Origin of the sequence: Blautia sp. MSK18_10 (assembly GCF_020553185.1) — a bacterium.
Taxonomy (GTDB): Bacteria; Bacillota; Clostridia; order Lachnospirales; family Lachnospiraceae; genus Blautia_A; species Blautia_A wexlerae.
Genome location: NZ_JAJCGT010000008.1, coordinates 1 through 18,506 on the forward strand (window position 1 = coordinate 1; position 18,506 = coordinate 18,506).

12 protein-coding genes are annotated in these 18,506 nt (G+C 39.7%); all 12 read left to right on the forward strand.

Going from position 1 to position 18,506, the window contains the following annotated elements:
• The first annotated feature begins 241 nt into the window (after positions 1-241).
• The 12 genes from LI074_RS05395 to nadC all read left to right on the forward strand — a co-directional run bounded on the left by LI074_RS05395 (position 242) and on the right by nadC (position 18,500).
• Positions 242-1,543 carry a DNRLRE domain-containing protein gene (locus LI074_RS05395; RefSeq protein ID WP_173697957.1) on the forward strand — a complete coding sequence of 434 codons (1,302 nt, stop codon included), beginning with the start codon at positions 242-244 and terminating at the stop codon, positions 1,541-1,543.
• Between the two features lie 17 nt (positions 1,544-1,560).
• Positions 1,561-6,765 carry an RHS repeat protein gene (locus tag LI074_RS05400; RefSeq protein ID WP_173697958.1) on the forward strand — a complete coding sequence of 1,735 codons (5,205 nt, stop codon included), beginning with the start codon at positions 1,561-1,563 and terminating at the stop codon, positions 6,763-6,765.
• 213 nt (positions 6,766-6,978) lie between these two features.
• Positions 6,979-7,758: a hypothetical protein gene (locus LI074_RS05405; RefSeq protein WP_062807414.1), complete on the forward strand. Its 780-nt coding sequence runs from the start codon at positions 6,979-6,981 to the stop codon at positions 7,756-7,758.
• A 104-nt stretch (positions 7,759-7,862) separates the two neighbouring features.
• Positions 7,863-8,522 (forward strand): CPBP family intramembrane metalloprotease, encoded by a 660-nt coding sequence (locus tag LI074_RS05410; RefSeq protein WP_173697959.1) that lies wholly within the window; start codon positions 7,863-7,865, stop codon positions 8,520-8,522.
• 61 nt (positions 8,523-8,583) lie between these two features.
• Complete coding sequence (locus tag LI074_RS05415) at positions 8,584-9,435, forward strand: hypothetical protein (protein WP_173697960.1); 852 nt, start codon at positions 8,584-8,586, stop codon at positions 9,433-9,435.
• Between the two features lie 109 nt (positions 9,436-9,544).
• Entirely contained in the window at positions 9,545-9,979 is a 435-nt protein-coding gene (locus LI074_RS05420; protein WP_020993500.1) for a phage holin family protein, read from the forward strand.
• A 35-nt stretch (positions 9,980-10,014) separates the two neighbouring features.
• A complete protein-coding gene (locus LI074_RS05425; RefSeq protein ID WP_008706168.1) occupies positions 10,015-10,776 on the forward strand; it encodes a peptidoglycan recognition protein family protein in 762 nt (253 codons plus the stop codon).
• Positions 10,777-11,458: 682 nt separating this feature from the next.
• Entirely contained in the window at positions 11,459-12,910 is a 1,452-nt protein-coding gene (locus tag LI074_RS05430) for a sensor histidine kinase (RefSeq protein WP_055057634.1), read from the forward strand.
• Positions 12,911-12,921: 11 nt separating this feature from the next.
• Positions 12,922-13,863: a GerMN domain-containing protein gene (locus tag LI074_RS05435; RefSeq protein ID WP_008706166.1), complete on the forward strand. Its 942-nt coding sequence runs from the start codon at positions 12,922-12,924 to the stop codon at positions 13,861-13,863.
• 28 nt (positions 13,864-13,891) lie between these two features.
• Positions 13,892-16,189, forward strand: a complete 2,298-nt coding sequence (locus LI074_RS05440) for a DNA internalization-related competence protein ComEC/Rec2 (protein ID WP_265107648.1) — start codon at positions 13,892-13,894, stop codon at positions 16,187-16,189.
• A 177-nt stretch (positions 16,190-16,366) separates the two neighbouring features.
• Positions 16,367-17,656, forward strand: coding sequence for an L-aspartate oxidase (locus LI074_RS05445; protein ID WP_025578522.1), 1,290 nt, complete (start codon positions 16,367-16,369; stop codon positions 17,654-17,656).
• Positions 17,649-18,500 carry a carboxylating nicotinate-nucleotide diphosphorylase gene (gene nadC, locus LI074_RS05450; RefSeq protein WP_022380105.1) on the forward strand — a complete coding sequence of 284 codons (852 nt, stop codon included), beginning with the start codon at positions 17,649-17,651 and terminating at the stop codon, positions 18,498-18,500. Before LI074_RS05445 ends, nadC begins: the two co-directional genes overlap by 8 nt.
• Positions 18,501-18,506: the final 6 nt, after the last annotated feature.

The window sequence follows — 18,506 nt, forward strand, 5'->3', positions numbered from 1 at the left end:
ATCATCTGCAGTAGTATTTTATAAAAAGAAGAAGGAAAAATCCATGCAGAAGTAAATTCTACAGGTATAGAATTTACTCTTGCAAGGTAGAATTTAAAAATACATTTAACCATAATGTGGAAAATTTACATATTTGCTATGGAAAATAGAACAAATGTTCGATAAAATCGTAACTGTAAACGAGCTCGAAATATTTCAGCACTGCAGGCTGGAAAAGAAAATGAAAGTGAGGACAGTAAATATGAATCGAAAAGAACTTATAGAGAAACGAAGTATCAATACAAAAGTATTTGAAAATCAGGACCATTCCTGTACAGCAGAGATTTATCTTGCTCCTGTACATTATAAGGATACAGATGGAACCTGGAAGGAAATGGATAATAAGCTGGAAGAGTCATATGAAACAAGTGTTTATGCACAAAAAACAAATCTTGTTTCAGAAGAAGGTTTCACAAACAGGAAGGGAACTTTTGGGGCATTTTTCGCCAAAAAAACATCAGAAGATAATATGATGAGGATTAAAGATCAGTATGGCAGTATTTCATGGGGCGTAGAAAACTGTAATACGGTAGAAGCTGTAAAACAGAAAGACAATACCGTTTGTTATCCTGAAATTCTGGAGGGAATGGAACTGCGCTGTCGTGTAAAGGGAATGCGTATGAAAGAAGATATGGTATTGCTTAGAAAGGAAGCTGCAAAATCATATACATATCTTTATCAGACAGAAGGACTTGTACCTGAGTTGAGGGAGAAAGAAGTACTCTTCTTTGATGAAGGTCAAAACGAAATTTTTAGGGTTCAGGCTCCATATATGAGAGATTTTTCAGGATCAAAATCAGAAAGTATTGAGGTGTCAGCTGAGATGACTGCTGATGGTAAGTGCAGAGTTACATTTACTCCTGATAGAAACTGGTTAAATGAAGCGAGCAGGAAGTTTCCGGTAGTGATTGATCCTGTGACAACTACTTCCAAAGCAGCGACAGATATTGAAGATGCTTATATTTCATCTAAAAATAATACAGACAATTATTATAACAATGAAAATCTCTGGTTAAAAGGAGGAAACGAAATCAGAAGAAGTTTTCTGAAATTCCAGTTGCCTGAGATTAAGACAGGAGACATGATTGTAAATGCACGTCTTGTAATGGTATCGCTGGGAGAGAATGGTGCAGAGAAAACAATTGCTGTACATAAAGTGATTCAGAGCTGGGAATCAAAAACCATTAACTGGGATAATAAACCAATTTATGAAGAAACAGTTCAGGATTTATGCAAGTTTACTGCTGATAAAATCAAATATGTTGTGATGGATATTACCAGAATGGTAAAGGAGTGGTACAGAGATGGCAGTAATAATGGGCTGATGCTGAAAGAAATTGACGAATTATCAGGTTCCGTACAGCTGATGTCATCAGACTGGGATTCTTCACTCAGTGATTACAGACCCAAAATTGAAATTTCTTATGTAAACTATTCCGGACTTGAAGATTACTGGACGTATCATAGTCAGAATATCGGACGTACGATTATAACGGAAATCTGATTCTGGAACATCGTGTCATGGAAACATCAGGAAGCAGAATGCCGGCAGAGGTATCGTTGGTTTATAACACAAATGATAAGGATACCAATATTGGATATGGAAAAGGATTTCGTTTAAATTTCCATCAGATTATCCATAAAAAATCAATAGCGGGGAATGTTTATTATGCTCATACAGATGCAGATGGTACAGTTCATTATTTTGTGGAAAAAGAAGTAGAAAAGGATGGCAATACGGTTAAAGAGTGGAAAGATGAAACAGGGCTGGATCTGACCCTGATCCGAAACTTAAAATCAGAAGAACCTTACACAATACAGAATAAAGACGGAAATAGTATGGTGTTTAATGAGTCTGGATATTTGATTGCGGTAAAAGATAAAAACGGAAATAAATTAACGGTTTCATATGTGAATAATCGTGTAAAAAATATTACAGATGGAGCCGGGCGAATTATTACACTAAATTATTCTCTGGGAAGCGATGGAGAAGAAGCAAACCTGATTCAGGCAGTATCACCATCGGGCAATAAGAAGACTTTTGCCTATACCGCAGGAAGGCTTACCACGGTAACAGATATAGATGGCAAAAAAGTATTTTACACATATGACAGTAATGGAATGCTTGCCAGTGCAGAGAATATTAATGGATATCAGGTAAAATACGGGTATTATACAGAGGAACCCCATCGTGTAAAATCTATTGCAGAGTATGGAGATGGAACAAAAGGTAAAAGCCTTGCTATGACGTATGGATATAACAGTACAAAATTTACAGATAACAAAGGGCGAAAAGAGATTTACCGATTTGATAATAATGGAAATCTGCTTCATGTACATGATGGTTTTGGGCATGCTGTAAGCTGTAAATATAATGTTGACGGAAATCATGTAAACCGTCTTGAGAATGCTACCAAGTTACAGGACAATGTAGTGCAGCTGCTGAAAGATCCAGTAGTGCAGGCTGAAAATACTCCTTGGACATCAAAGATTTCTCCGAAAGGTGCCGGAAATACAGAAATCAATACAATAGCAGCTGAATGCATGATGGGAAATCGTTCACTGAAGGCAGAATGCACTTCCGTGAGTGGATATGCATACTGGGCACAAAATGTTAAAGTGAAAAAGGGAATAACCTATACCGCATCCATGTATGTAAAAGCATCTGTCAGTGAGACTGCAGAAGATGGAGGTGCAATTCTGAGAGTCCGCTATATGGACAAAGATGGGGTACAGCAGCTGAAAGACAGTGAAATTATCAAAAAGACAACAGAAGGTTTTGTACGCCTGACTAATACATTTACTGTTCCGGAAGACAGCAGTGATACTGTTGTTAAGGTTTATATGGTTATGTGGCATGCCAAAGGTGTAATGTATGGTGATATGGCACAGCTTGAAACAGGAACGTCCGCTAACAGATGTAACCTGATTGATAATGGGGATTTCCACCTTGGAACTACAGAAGGATTTGAGAAAAATGAAAGCAACACGGATGGTCTTTCAGAAGTTGGAATCGAAGATAATATTCCGATTAAAAGTCAGCTTCTGGTAACTGCATCTTCGCAGGGAGTTTTAAGGAAAACCCCATCAGATACGGGAGAAGTTCTGTCCAGTCTGACGAAACATCAGTTACTTTCCGGATACATTACTGTCGAGAAGAATGGAAGAAACTGGTACTATGCAAAGACAGCAGATGGCAAAGAGGGATATGTCTCAACAGGTCAGGCGATTCCATATCTGGGAGGACATGAAGGAACAAATTCAGCATTCGTAGTAGTAGGAAACTCTATTTTATATAAAAGTGCAGATAAAACCAGTGCCAGAGTACAGGAAGGAATTGATGCAGGAGTTTGTGCTGCTCTTGTAAAAACTGTAGATGGAACGGATGGAAATAAATGGTATTATATGGGACTGCAGATTGATGGCAATCGCTTTTTCGGTTATATGCCGGTTTCTGCCATTGTACGTCTGTGCAGGAATATCGCGAAAGTAGAAGTAAAAAAGGACGGCAGCTATTATTCTTCCAGGAGTACATCAGGAGCAGCAGCGGGAAGCCTCACAGCCGGAACCCGTATGGCAATCAGAGGAACTTCAGTTGATTCTGATGGAAAAGAATGGGGAGTGATCAGAAGAGGCAGTAAATTTTATTATGTTCCAATGTCAAATCTGCAGATAAAAACAGCTCCGTTGTCTGTACGAAAGAGCCGTGACAAAATAGAAGAGTCGGTAGCAGGTCTGGATGAATCTGTTTATCATTTTGTCGGTGAGCCGGACAAAGATAAAAAACTGGTAAAGATTGTGGACATTACCGGAAAAAAAGGTGATACCTATATGGTGAATGCCTGGGGAATGGGAACATCTCTGCCTGAGACAGATAATGATAAAAAGAGGCGTTTTGGTACTGAGGTAAGATTTATCGGCACAGATGGGAAGGCAGATATACATTATACAAATTTTAGTCCGGACATCATGGACTGGCAGTTCCTCAGCGACGTCTATGTAGCAAAGAAAGATTATACCAGTATTGAGGTTGCCTACACATACTGTCATAATGCAAATATAGCATATTTCGATGGGCTGGCATTATATAAAGAAAATTTTGGATGCAGTTATACTTATGATGATGAAAATAACCTCATTTCAGTTAAAGATTTGCAGGAACAGGTAACGAAGTTTGAGTATAACAGTAAGTCTGATATGACAGGTATCACAGATGCGAAAGGTAATTCTTTCAAGTATGAGTATGACAATGAAGAAACAACACGTAATGTAGTTAAGGGGACATCTGCACAGAATGTGGTATATCGTTTTACCTATGATTCAGCGGGCAATGTCCTGAAAAGCGGATGTGTTGATCCGAAAGTTCCGGATACGGGTACCTGGATTACCAGAGTTATGACATCAGATAAGAATCATGTGAAATCAGTGACAGATGCAGGAGGAAATACGGTTCATTATACATGGGATATGACCAGAGATTTGATGACGGCATTCCAGGATGCAAAGGGGAATAAAATCAGTTATACCTATGATGACATGGAACGTCTTCTTTCAGCTGCACAGACAGTAACTGTAAATGGAAATAGAGAAACAGTCAGAAATAATTATTCTTATACGGATGACAATCTGACGGGAATTGTTCATAATGGTTTTGCCTATGATTTTAACTATAATGCTTTTGGAAATGTCAGTGATGTGTCTGTAGCCGGGAAACAGGCAGTAAGATATGAATATGAGGATGGAAATGGAAATCTGTTAAAAGTATGCTATGGAAATGGTGCATATATTCGTTATGAATATGATAAACAGAATCGGATTCATATGGTTTATTTCAAAGATGCGGCAGACAGCAAAGAACAGAATCTTTACAGATATGCTTATGATAAACAGGGAAATATTTATGCAGTAAAATCATATGAAGCAGAAAAGACATACTATCTGTTTTATGATTTCCTGGATCGTCTGGTGAGAGTAAGAGATGAGCTGGGGAGCACTTATGAATATGCCTATGATGCAAATAACTGTATGGAGTCAATGGTACATACCTGCGGAACACATACAATGAAAACAGTATATACCTATGACAAGGACAGCAGAGAAACAAAGACCAAATGTGCAAAGACCTGTGAAAGAACTACAGAGTATGACAAGTTCGGCAGAGTGTCCAGGCGTACCTGGAATACAACATCTCCTTATATATCAGCATATACTTACATTGACAATGGGGAGAACCGTTACAGTCTTCCTAAAACAATTAAGAATGGTTCTGAAACCTTAAACTATACATATGATGCAAACGGAAATATCATAAGTATCAAGGATTCTGCGGGTGAGAGTACATTTCGATATGATGAATTAAACCAGTTGATCCGGGAAAATAATCATCAGTTAAACAAAACCATCACTTATGCCTATGATCTGGGTGGTAATCTGACAGTAGAAAAAGAGTACGCATTTATGACTGCGGAAACCCTTCCTGATACACCTGTGAAGACAATGACAGGAACTTATGACAGTGCATGGAAGGATAAACTCCTGAGCTGGGATGGCACAGCAATGACTTATGATGCCATTGGAAATATGCTTACCAGAGGAGGAACAACTTATACCTGGACACAGGGACGCAGGCTTTCTGGTGTAGAAAATGGAAAGAGCATTAAATATCTTTATGATCATACAGGAGCCAGAGTGAAAAAAACAGTAGACAATACAGTGACTGAATATCAGTGGGCAGGAGATCTTCTCCTTTCTGAGAAAACTGACGGAAGAATCATCTGGTACTGTTATGACTCCCAGGCAAATCTGATTTCTGTTACTATCAGGGGAATCACCTATTTTTATGTACGAAATGTACAGGGTGACATCATTGCCCTTGTTGACGCAGATGGAAAAGTGGTAGTAAAATATACTTATGACAGCTGGGGAAAAGTGGTAGCTGTTACTGGTGAGCTGGCAGACACAGTAGGTGTTCAGAATCCATTCCGCTATAAGGGATATTATTATGATAATGAAACAGGTATGTATTATCTGAAAAGTAGATATTATGTTCCGGCTCTGAAGAGATTTATTTGTACAGACGAAATAAAATATACAGTAGCATCACCAAAGGACAGATCTTTTAAAAATCTATATGTATATTGTGACAATAATCCATATAGCAGAGAAGATCCAACAGGAAGATTTTGGACTGAAGTTGTTATAGGAGCAGCGATGAATGTAGTATCCTGTGGAATTGCAGCAAAAGTAACTGGTCAATCGTATACAGGATGGGACATTGCTGCTGCTGCTTTTTCAGGAGCTATAGCATCTCGCAGTGCTGTGTGGGGTGGAATTGCTAGTGCTATTTATGCTGGCTGGTCGGCTTGGAATAATGGAGGAACGATGCTTGAAATAGCGATTAATTCAGCAACAGCTTTTGTTGGAACTGCAGGGATAGGAAGTTTAGCTGGGGCTATAGGAGGAAAAGATTTGCCACGAATTCCAGAAAATACATTTAATGCTGTATATGGAACCGGTGGGAATTTAGTTTCTTCAAGTACAAATGCAGGAATAGTGCAAACACATCAATATAATCAGTATTCCAGAACAGATACATTTCATCCATATAAATCAGCAACCAGTAGATGTATAGGCGGTGGAAAGCGTTACAATCCAAGAACAGGAAAAACAAGTATATTTAAAATATTTCAGTCGAGTACAGGATTGATTTATTATGTATATAGTTGAATATACCTAAAAATGGATTGAATAAGTGTATTTAAAAATAATTTGTATGAAAATAGGAAAATTCTCTGACTACTTATAATGCGAAAAGCAATAGATAATAACCAGTGTGCCGACAAGTTGATTCTTGAAACAATCTTGCAGGATAAATTTTTTATTTCAAGGCGGAGGAAGGAGGCGTAGCGGTGGCTACGGCGACCGACGACAACGCAGCAAATGAAAAATCAGGCAAGTCTTGAGTCAGTTACTTATTTATTCGATGTACTGGAATTTGGCTGTATCAGAAAAAGGCGTTTAGATAAGTTATATAAAGAACTAGAGGGTGAGCAGAGTAGAAAACGGGGAGATGATTGGTATATGAGAAGCAATAAAATGAGAATAAAACAAACAAATTCGGAAGTGCTTTTGTTATTTGCTATAGTAGAATTTTTGGCATGGGGAATGTGGTTTTATACAAAAGAGAGCATAGGTATTATTATGGGTGTAAGCTTTATAATAATAATGTTGCCATCAGCGCTTATTACATTAAAAAGCGTTATTCTGACAGAAGATGGGTGCGAAGTAATTGCATTGTTTAGGAAAAAATCATATAAATGGAATGAATTGGAAATTATACGAAAAGATTGTTGGAGTTCTGGAGGACAGTATGCGACAAGGGTGGATGGAATTGTTTTTTCTGAAAAAAAAAGAGGAAAAAAAGGGAAGGTATATTCCAGTTATGAACTTTATTCGAATTATGTGCGGAGTTCTCGATTAGATTGTTTTTGTATTGTTTTTTGTGATAAAAGTGCAAAGATTAAATATATTATTAAAAATCATTTGGATAGAAGTGATGTATTTAAGAAACCATCCGAAAAAATACTTGAGCAATTATCTGAATGGGGCGTTGAAGTAGAGGAGGGAGAAAATCTTCGAAAAGAGAGAAAACAGAAAGGAAAGCAGAAAGTATATGATGAAATAGTTCGCATCCGAAAAGAACATAAGAAAAATAACTAGAGATGTAAAGAACGGTTGGTATTCCCCCACCGACCGTTCTTTTTATAGCAGCTTTTAAGGGAAAATAAGAGTATGGTTACAATATAATAAAAAAGAGCGTGATTATGGCGAAGTATAAGAATTGGTATTTGGCTGGAGAATCGGGAATGAAGGATGAGAGAAAAAAATTAAAATTAATTATATTACAATGCATAGCTGTGATAACTGCAAATTTTATTACAATCTGGTATTTCGAAGAACTTTTTTTCAGGGGATTTTGGTATGTTATTTTTGCATCATTTATTTTAACTTTTATATATATCATACGGAGTTTTTGCTGTTTGAGAAAGATTCGTGTATTTTGGTTTGCGGCAATACCAGTTTTTCTATTTGGAATATATCTGGCATTTTTGTTTAATGATGGTATAAAGAAATTAAACTTTCAGGTATATAAGGAAAAAAGGACTGAAATTGTTCAGATGGTACAGAATAACCAGATAAAAATAAGGAAAGATATGGAATTAATCGAACTACCAGAAGATTATAAAAAATGTTCTTCAGGTGGAGAAGCTGTAGTCCGGCAAAATAATGGCAGTTATACAGTGGGATTCTGGTATACACAAGGCTTTTTGGACAGTGGATTTTCTTTATTTGCCTATAGTAATGATGACAGCCGGACAGATGTGATTCAGATGGTAAAAGAATATGGAGGAATAGAATATGAGATTAATCTGTCTGAGAAAGAAAAGGGCTGGTATTATGTTACGGTAAAAGTCGGTGAGTAATTGAGAAAATGAAAGCGAAATATGTCTGGCGGTTCAAATTAGAATTAAGGAGAACAGAAATATGGATATACAAATACTAAATATTGCTGAACTGTTACTATTTGTTTTCATGATTTGTACTTGTATAAGGATATACAGACAAAAGAAACAAAAAGGAAAAATATCGTTAAAAACGTTAATTATGTTTTTGATAAACCTTATATTCTATGCTATGGTAACTGGAACTAATTATCAGCGAACTCACCCGGGAGAGAGTAAATTTCAGGCAGGGATTACATATAATAATGTACGTATATTTATTTATAGTATTGTCTTTTGTTTAGGCCTGGCAATCATGAAGAAAATGAAAAAGCTTGCGTCAAAGTGGATTATAACATGGGCGATATTATGTACGGTATTTCTAATTGTAATGTCGTTTTGCGAAATAGAAAATGCATATGTGAGTTTTTCAACAGCAGATCAGGCAGAAAAGTATTATGGAATTGAAAAAAATAAAATAGATGAAATATATGGTGAAGATTCCATAGAGGTATTATATCTTGAAGATAGACAAATGAATAGTAAAATAATTTATAAAGAAGAAGGAGGGTGGAAATGTACATCACATTCTGAGATAAAATGTCTTTATAATAGGGCTGATTTTAAGAAAGATAATACAATTGTTGTGCGAGAATGTACGATAACCGGAGAACTGTATATCAGTGTTATTTGTGGAAAGAAAGATAATAAAGATTTCCAGATATCAGATACACAAAATACAATTTTTACAAAAAAAGAATTTGTAAATAAAAATGGAGAACAGATAAGTTATAATGGCTATCTTGGAAAAGAAAAACCAAAAAATTATGTGATTTACTTAGATGGCGAAGAGATATCTATAGACTGGAACGAAAGTGATATTATGATTGTTTGACAGGAACAAAGTTAAAGATGAATAAAGTTGATTATGAAGAGAACGATTGGCATTCCCCCACCGACCGTTTTTTTTGTACCCATTTTTAAGAAAAAGAGAGGTGAAAACTATGAAATACAGAATAATTACATTAATTGGTCTTGCCGGAAGTACTCTGGCAGTGTGTTTTGGAGGCTGGGATAAATTCCTGCAGACATTGCTTTTGTTTATGGCAATCGACTGGTTTACAGGAGGAATCCTTCTTCCGGCAGTATTTGGAAAAAGTCCGAAATCTGAAAATGGTGCACTGGAAAGCAGAGCTGGATGGAAAGGTTTGTGCAGAAAAGGCATGACATTGTTGTATGTTCTCATTGCTGCCCGTCTGGATGCATTGATGGGGACAGAATATCTGAGAGATGCGGTATGCATTGGATTTATTGCAAATGAAGGTCTTTCTATCATAGAGAATGCGGGACTGATGGGTCTGCCTCTTCCGGAAAGCATTTGCCAGGCAATTGATGTACTGAAACGACATTCACAAAATACGATAGAAAAACAGACTTAGAAAAGATATATGATTTCAGCAGAAAGGAGCAGATTATGAATATAAATCAGCAGTATATATCAGAAAGAAACAGTTATTCGGGACAAATACCAAGATATATTGTAATCCACAATACGGACAATTACAGCACAGGTGCAGATGCCAGGGCTCATGCAATGGCACAGTATCATGGGAATTTTGATGGATATTCAGCTCATGTGTATGTGGATGATAAATCAGCATATCAGGCAATGCCATATAGCAGAGGCGCATGGCATGTAGGGGTGAATTATGGAGGAAGATTATTTGGAACAGTGAATAACCGTAATTCTGTAGGAATTGAAATGTGTGTGCAGGCCGGTTTTGATTATGATAAGGCATTTGCAAATACAGCAGAGGTGTGCAGACAGCTTATGTCGGAATTGAATATTCCGGCAGACAGAGTAGTACAGCACTATGATGTATGCGCCAAAAACTGTCCTTCCGCTATCCGTGCAAAAAATGACTGGAACCGTTTTAAAAAGCTGATTCAGGGAAAGGAAAAAGAGAATTCACCTTCAGGAGGAAAGGAAATAACGCTGACAGAAGAACTGCGAGTCATCTTTCCTGAATTATCCAGAGGATGTACGGGTACAGCTGTAAAGATGCTGCAGGTATTTTTACAGGTGCAGGCAGATGGTATTTTCGGAACAGAAACAGAAAATGCGCTTCGTACATTTCAGAAGAATACGAATCAGTTGGCTGATGGAATTTGTGGCAGAAATAGTTGGATGGCGATTGCTGTACATATGAGAGAGAATACGTATGCAGGTTATTAATATTTGACAGAGTTTAATAAAATTCATTTTGTAAAGACAGTTGCTGTATAGCTTGACTGTGCCATATCTATTCGGAGAATCAAAAATGATCATATATAGTAAAAGAGTATTTGCGGTCAACTATAATTATGTTCAGGATTGACCATATATAATAAAAGAGTGATTGAGGTCAACAATAAACATAATTAGTGATGACCGTATATAATAAAAGAGCGATTGAGGTCAACGATAAACATAATTAGTGATGACCGTATATAATAAAAGAGCGATTGAGGTCAACAATAAACGTGATTAGTGATGACCGTATATAATAAAAGAGCGATTGAGGTCAACAATAAACGTGATTAATGATGACCGTATATAATAAAAGAGCAATTGCAGTCAACAATAAACATGTTCAGGATTGACCTCATATAATAAAAGTACAATCGCAGGTCAATTAAAATTTTGATTATAGTTGACCTGAAATGAAAATCAAAAAATAAAGTCAATACAAATAGTATTTTGGGTATCTTTCGTTCATGGTAATATTTCCTGAGATATGTCTTGCGCATTGATTGCTACAAAAAATAAATTACTTTTCGCTAAGATGTAGAAAAGCCCATTTTTCTGTGATAAGATGATAAGGATTCGATAAACAATGACTGTTTTACGAACAGACAGAAAGCATGCATCAAACTGCATGACAGAAGAGAACGGAGTTGAAAAGGTGAAAAAAAGAAAAAATTTTTTCAGAAGTCTGCGTTTTCGTATTCTGATCATCCTGATCATTCTGGGAATCGTGCCGGGGGTTATTGTAACATATACGATGCTTCATAACTATCAGAACCGGGCGGTTGCAATGCTTACAGAGACAGTGGGTGATCAGTGCGATATTTTATGTAATCTGATCATCAGGGAGAATTATCTCAATGATACAGATTCAGAGATTGTAAACAGCAAGCTGGAACTGTTTTCCAATGTGTATAACGGACGCATCCTGCTGGCTGACAGAGATTTTAAGATAGTAAGTGATACCTTCCACACAGAGGAGGGAAAGACGCTTCTCAGTTCACTGGCTGTAGCCTGTCTGAAAGGAGAAGAGACAAGCAATTATGACGCCAGAAGTAAAGTACTGGAGCTTGCAGTTCCTGTACAGAGTCCGGATGTGCAGCAGCTTCAGGGCGTGATGCTGGTAAGTGTTTCGGCTGTTGATATTGCGGAAACACTGGCAGAGATGGAACAGAGAGGCGTGATGCTGATTGGAAGTATTGTTGTTCTTTCGGTATTTCTGGCATGGCTGCTCTCTACAATACTTGTAAAACCACTTGCAAGAGTGACGAAGGCCATTGAAGATCTGACAGATGGCATGCTGGATGAAGAAATCAGTGTTCCTGACTATACGGAGACAGAGCTGATCACAGATGCATTCAACAAGATGGTCAACCGCATGAAAATTCTTGATGAATCCAGGCAGGAGTTTGTATCCAATGTGTCCCATGAACTGAAGACACCCCTGACTTCCATGAAGGTTCTGGCAGATTCTCTGGTTGGACAGCAGGGAGTCCCGGAGGAACTGTATCAGGAGTTTATGAGTGATATTACTGCTGAAATCGACAGAGAGAATAAGATCATTACAGATCTGCTCTCACTGGTAAAGATGGATAAGAAAGCAGCAGATGTGAACATTACACATATGGATATCAATCAGCTTCTGGAGGATATCCTCAAGCGCTTGCGTCCCATTGCAGACAGGCGCAATATCGATCTGATCCTGGATTGCTTCCGACCTGTGGATGCAGATGTGGATGAGGTGAAGTTTACGCTTGCCATCAGCAATCTGGTGGAGAATGGAATTAAATATAATGTGGATGATGGATGGGTGCGTGTGTCTCTGGATGCAGACCATAAATATTTCTATATAACAGTGGCGGATTCCGGTATGGGAATCCCTGAGGACAGTATAGAAAGAATCTTTGAGCGTTTCTATCGTGTGGACAAGTCCCATTCCAAGGAAATCGGGGGAACCGGTCTGGGACTGGCGATCACCAAGAGTTCTATTGCAATGCACCATGGAACGATCAAAGTATTCAGTAAAGAAGGAGAGGGAACTACATTCTCTGTGCGTATTCCTCTGTCTTATATACCGTCATAGGAGGTGCCATTGTGAAAAAGAAACTTTCAATCATTATAACAGCGTTAATACTAAGCATCCTTGCGGCCGGGTGTTCTGTGGAGATACATGAAGATTCGGGTAAGCAGGATGCCAAATATTATCTGTACGATATCAGCTCTGATGAAACTCAGCTTCAGAAAGAAAGTTACTCTCCGGAAGAGACAACCGCAGATTATATGCTTAAGGATATGATGCAGCGGATGAACAGCCAGCAGACAGATTCGCAGAACCGGGTCAGTCTGCTTCCTGAAGGAGTACAGATGAATTACAGTGTAGAAGAGGATGTGCTGGTGGTCAACTTTAACAGTCAGTACAGCAGCATGAGCCGCGCCAGGGAATTACTTGTGCGGGCAGGTGTTGTGAAGACTTTTCTTCAGGTTCCGGGGATTAATTCTGTGCGTTTTACAATAGAAAATGAAGATCTGACAGATTCCAGGGGACAGGCTGTGGGAAATATGACTGCGGATACCTTTGCCGAGTTCACAGGAACTGAACCGGATGCCTATTGCAGCAATACCTTTACGCTTTATTTTACTGATAAGAGTGGTCAGAAGCTGGTAAAAGAACAGCGTACTGTGCGGTATAAACGCAGTATCCCCAAAGAGAGGATCGTTCTGGAACAGTTAATGAAGGGACCGCTGGAAAAAGGGCATTACCCCACAATTCCGGAGAATACGGAGGTTCTGAATGTGACCATAGCAGACAGGATCTGCTATGTGGCATTTGACGGAGTATTTTCTTCCTATGCGCTGGATGTATCGGAGAAAATACCGGTATATTCTGTGGTAAATTCGCTGCTGGATGCGCTGGATGCAGACAAAGTGCAGATTACGGTCGGCGGGAAGGACAGGCTGGATACCTTTGGTAAGAAGATGGAGCTGTATCATTTTTATGAAAGAAATGATAAGCTGGTAGTCAAGGAAAAAGAGTGATATTCATAAACGAAGAGGAGGCACAAAAGTGAGGAGACGCCCTGTGTGTATCCTGTGCATGCTTCTGGTTGTTTTTCTGTGTGTGACAGACTGGCTGGGATTTTCCCTGATAAGGGGGAATCCACTGCCACAGTCTGTGCAGACATGGATCAGAAAGCATCCGGAATCCACCATCTGCGGGGAGGTGGTCAGGTGCCGGGAGAATGAAGATTTTCAATCTGTATATCTTAGAAATACTTATCTTATTTACAATTCTGAAAAAGTTTCCATTGATAATATAAAGGTTTATTTAAAACAAAAAAAGAATCATAGCGGTAACAGTGATGTTGATAAACTTCTGGCAGGAAGTCTTGTTCTGGTGTCCGGAAAACTGGAAGAGGTGCAAAGCCCCACGAATCCGGGAGAGTTTGACAGTAAAGCATACTATGGCTGCCAGAGGATCTATTATGTGATGAAGAAAGGAAAGATAAAGAAGCAGTCGCAGAGTCATTCTGTATATGGGCAGTTCCTGATCGATATGCAGCAGAAATTTGCAGGTATTCTGGAGAAGACCTGTGGAATGGAAGTTGGAGCGTTTGAAGCAATCGTGCTGGGAGATAAAACAAATCTGGATCCGGAGTTGAAAATGCGTTATCAGATGGCAGGAATTATACATATCCTGGCGATTTCGGGGCTCCATATCAGTCTTCTTGGAATGGGACTGTATAATCTGTTGAAAAAAATCGGTCTGGGTATCTGGCCGGCAGGCCTGCTGGCGCTGGTGATCATGCTTCAGTATGGGATGATGACCGGAGGGACTGTTTCAACTATGCGGGCAGTATGTATGTTTTTACTTTCTGTAGGTGCAAAGATTGCAGGACGGATTTATGATATGCCTACAGGAATGGCGGCTGCGGCGATCCTGATCCTTATGGAAAATCCGGCGTATCTGCTTGATGGAGGTTTTCTGCTGTCTTTTGGATCGGTGATTGGGATTGGCTGTGTCTGGCCAATGGTGCAGGAGGGGATGGATGTATTAAACCGGAAAAAACGAAGTAAGGTTAATGAGAAGGGAAAAATCAGAAATAAACTTCTGATGTCATTTCTGGCATCCGGAGTTGTGCAGCTTACCACACTTCCCATAGTGCTGTGGTTTTACGGAGAAGTGTCGGTGATGGGGATTTTTCTGAATCTGCTGGTGCTTCCTACTGTGGGGATTGTACTGGGAAGCGGAACTGCCGGTGCATTACTTGGATTAGTCACTGTCAGAGGAGCGTTTCTGGCTGTTGTTCCGGGCAGAATTATTCTGAGAGGATATGAGTTCCTGACAGTGCTGCTGGTGCGACTCTCGTTTTGTACATGGATCGGCGGAAAGCCGGAAGTGTGGCAGATCGTTGGATATTATCTGGTTCTGGCAACAGCGGTGTGGATGTACAGAGCGGGTGTGATGAAAAGTGAAAATGGTAAGATCTTTGCGTGGAAAATCCGGGCTGTATATGCAGGTATGGTATGCTTTGCAATTCTGCTGATCAGTTACAGACCGCATGAAAATTTCCGCATCGCCTGTCTGGATGTGGGACAGGGAGACGGAATTGTGGTGGAAATAGAAAACAGATGGAATATCCTGATCGACGGGGGCAGTACGAATAAGAATGAACTGGGAAAATATCAGCTGCTCCCATACTTGAAGAGCAGAGGGATTTCCAGACTGGACGGAATTTATGTTTCTCACACAGATGAAGATCATATCAGCGGGGTGCGGGAACTTCTGGAATTTGTTGAGAAAGATCTGACTTCTCTGCGCATAGAGAATCTGATCCTGCCCAAATGGAGCGATATTCAGGAGAATAAAAATTATCGGGAGCTGACAGAGCTGGCAGAGTCAGCGGGAGTCCGGGTGCTTACTATGAAAGCAGGAGATGAGATCAGATATGGAACTGTCAGACTGAAGGTTCTGTGGCCGGAGTCCACAGCATCAGGGAAGGAAGTAAATGAAGATGCGATGGTTCTGGAAATGATAAGCAAAGATTTCAAAGGGCTTTTTACCGGAGATATCGGGATGGTGACAGAAGAAAAACTGATACAGAATGGGTGTCTTGAAGATGTGGACTTCCTGAAAACTGCTCATCACGGTTCCAGATATTCTACAGGAGCAGAGTTTCTGAAAATCGTCAGACCGGAACTGGCTGTTGTTTCCTGTTCTGCAACAAACACATACGGGCATCCGTCGCCGGATACGCTGGAACGGCTGAAGAAGAGTGGAAGCAGAGTGCTGATCACCAGAGACTGTGGGGCGGTTACAATAGTCAATGGAAAATCTGTTTCTGCCTTTAACCGAATCAAGTAAGACCCCTGTGGAGATGTGAAAAGCAATAAGCAGTAGGATTTTCAAAGTGGTTACGTTCACAGTAACTCAAAGCAAACAATGTTGTCATAATTATATACAGGTGTCTTGACACCTGTATATCCGGGGAGTATAATTGCACAGACAAACGAAAATCAGGCATGATGTGAGGAAAGAAAGATGAAAGAACATTATGATGTCATTATTGTGGGAACAGGGGCAGCCGGACTGTACTGTGCACTGAACCTTCCGGAGAAAATGAAAATCCTGCTTATCACCAAGCAGGAGGCAGACCAGTCAGATTCATTCCTGGCACAGGGCGGAATCTGTATGCTGCGCGGCGAAGATGACTATGAAAATTATTTTGAAGATACCATGCGGGCAGGACATTATGAGAATAATAAACGGGCAGTAGATCTGATGATCCGCAGTTCCAATGATATTATCAGAGATCTTCTGCGTTATCATGTGGATTTTGCAAGGGATGGCCTGGGAAATCTGGCATTTACCAGAGAGGGAGCACATTCCCAGCCAAGAATTCTTTTTCATGAGGATATTACAGGAAAAGAAATCACACAGACTCTCTTAACTGCTGCAAAAATAAAAGAAAATATTGAAATTTGTGAATATATGACTATGGTAGACCTGATCTCCAAAGACAATACAGTCTGCGGAATCATTGCAATGGACCGGAATGACCAGGCATTTCCTGTTTATTCTCAGTATGTGGTTCTTGCCTGCGGCGGAATCGGCGGGCTTTTTAAAAACTCTACCAACTTTTCGCATATTGCGGGAGATGGTGTGGGAATTGCAATGAAGCACCATGTGGAAATGGAAAATCTGGACTATATCCAGATTCATCCGACAACTCTCTATTCAAAGAAACCCGGACGGCGTTTCCTGGTTTCAGAATCAGTCAGAGGAGAAGGTGCTCTTCTGTATGATAAGAACGGACAGCGTTTTACAAACGAATTACAGCCGAGAGATCTGCTGAGCCAGAAGATTTTTGCCCAGATGGAAAAGGATGGAACAGAGTTTGTATGGGAAGATATGCGCCCTCTGGGAGAGAAAACAATTCTGGAACATTTTCCTCATATTTATGAACAATGCGTGGAAGAAGGTTTTGATCCGAGAAAAGAGCCAATCCCGGTTGTTCCGGCACAGCATTATTTTATGGGTGGGATCAAGGTAAATCTGGGAAGCAAAACTTCCATGAAGGGACTTTATGCCTGTGGAGAGACAAGCTGTAATGGCGTCCATGGAAGAAACCGTCTGGCAAGTAATTCTCTTCTGGAATCTCTGGTCTTTGCAAGAAAGGCTGCAGATGATATGATATTTGGACAGACACCGGAATATGTGCGGGCAGATGCAATTGATATGAATATGTATGAAAGCAGAGAAGAACTGCTTAATGCCTGCCACGAAACCGTATTAAAAGAGATTGAAAGGATGAAAAAAAGTCATGAATAGTATTACAATGAAAATGCAGGCAGACAAGCTGATCCGTATGGCGCTTCAGGAGGACATTACCAGTGAGGATGTTTCCACGAATGCAGTGATGCGAAGCGCAGTAAAAGGAACCGTAGATCTGATCGCAAAGGAAGACGGAATCATTGCCGGACTGGATGTATATGCGAGAGTATTCCAGATTCTGGATGAGAAAACAGAGATCAGTTTCAACTTTAAAGACGGTGAGGCAGTAAAGAAGGGCGATCTTCTTGGAACAGTAACAGGAGATATCCGGGTGCTTCTTTCCGGAGAGAGAGTTGCCCTGAATTATCTCCAGAGAATGAGTGGTATCGCTACTTATACAAAACAGGTTTCAAAGCTTCTGGAAGGAAGTAAGGTAACACTTCTGGACACCAGAAAGACAACTCCGAACTGTCGTGTTTTTGAAAAATATGCTGTACGTATAGGCGGCGGATGCAACCACAGATATAATCTTTCTGACGGAGTACTGCTTAAGGATAATCATATCGGAGCAGCCGGAAGCGTAGCGAAAGCAGTGGCCATGGCAAAAGAATATGCACCATTTGTCCGTAAGATCGAGATTGAAGTAGAGACTATGGAACAGGTAAAAGAAGCAGTAGAAGCAGGAGCAGATATCATTATGCTTGACAATATGACACCGGAAATGATGAAAGAAGCAGTAGAGCTTATCGCAGGCCGGGCACAGACAGAATGCTCCGGAAATATCACAAAGGAAAATATCGCCAAAATCCTGGAAACAGGTGTGGATTTTGTTTCCAGCGGTGCACTGACACATTCTGCTCCAATCCTTGACATTTCCATGAAGAATCTTCATGCAATATAATAACAT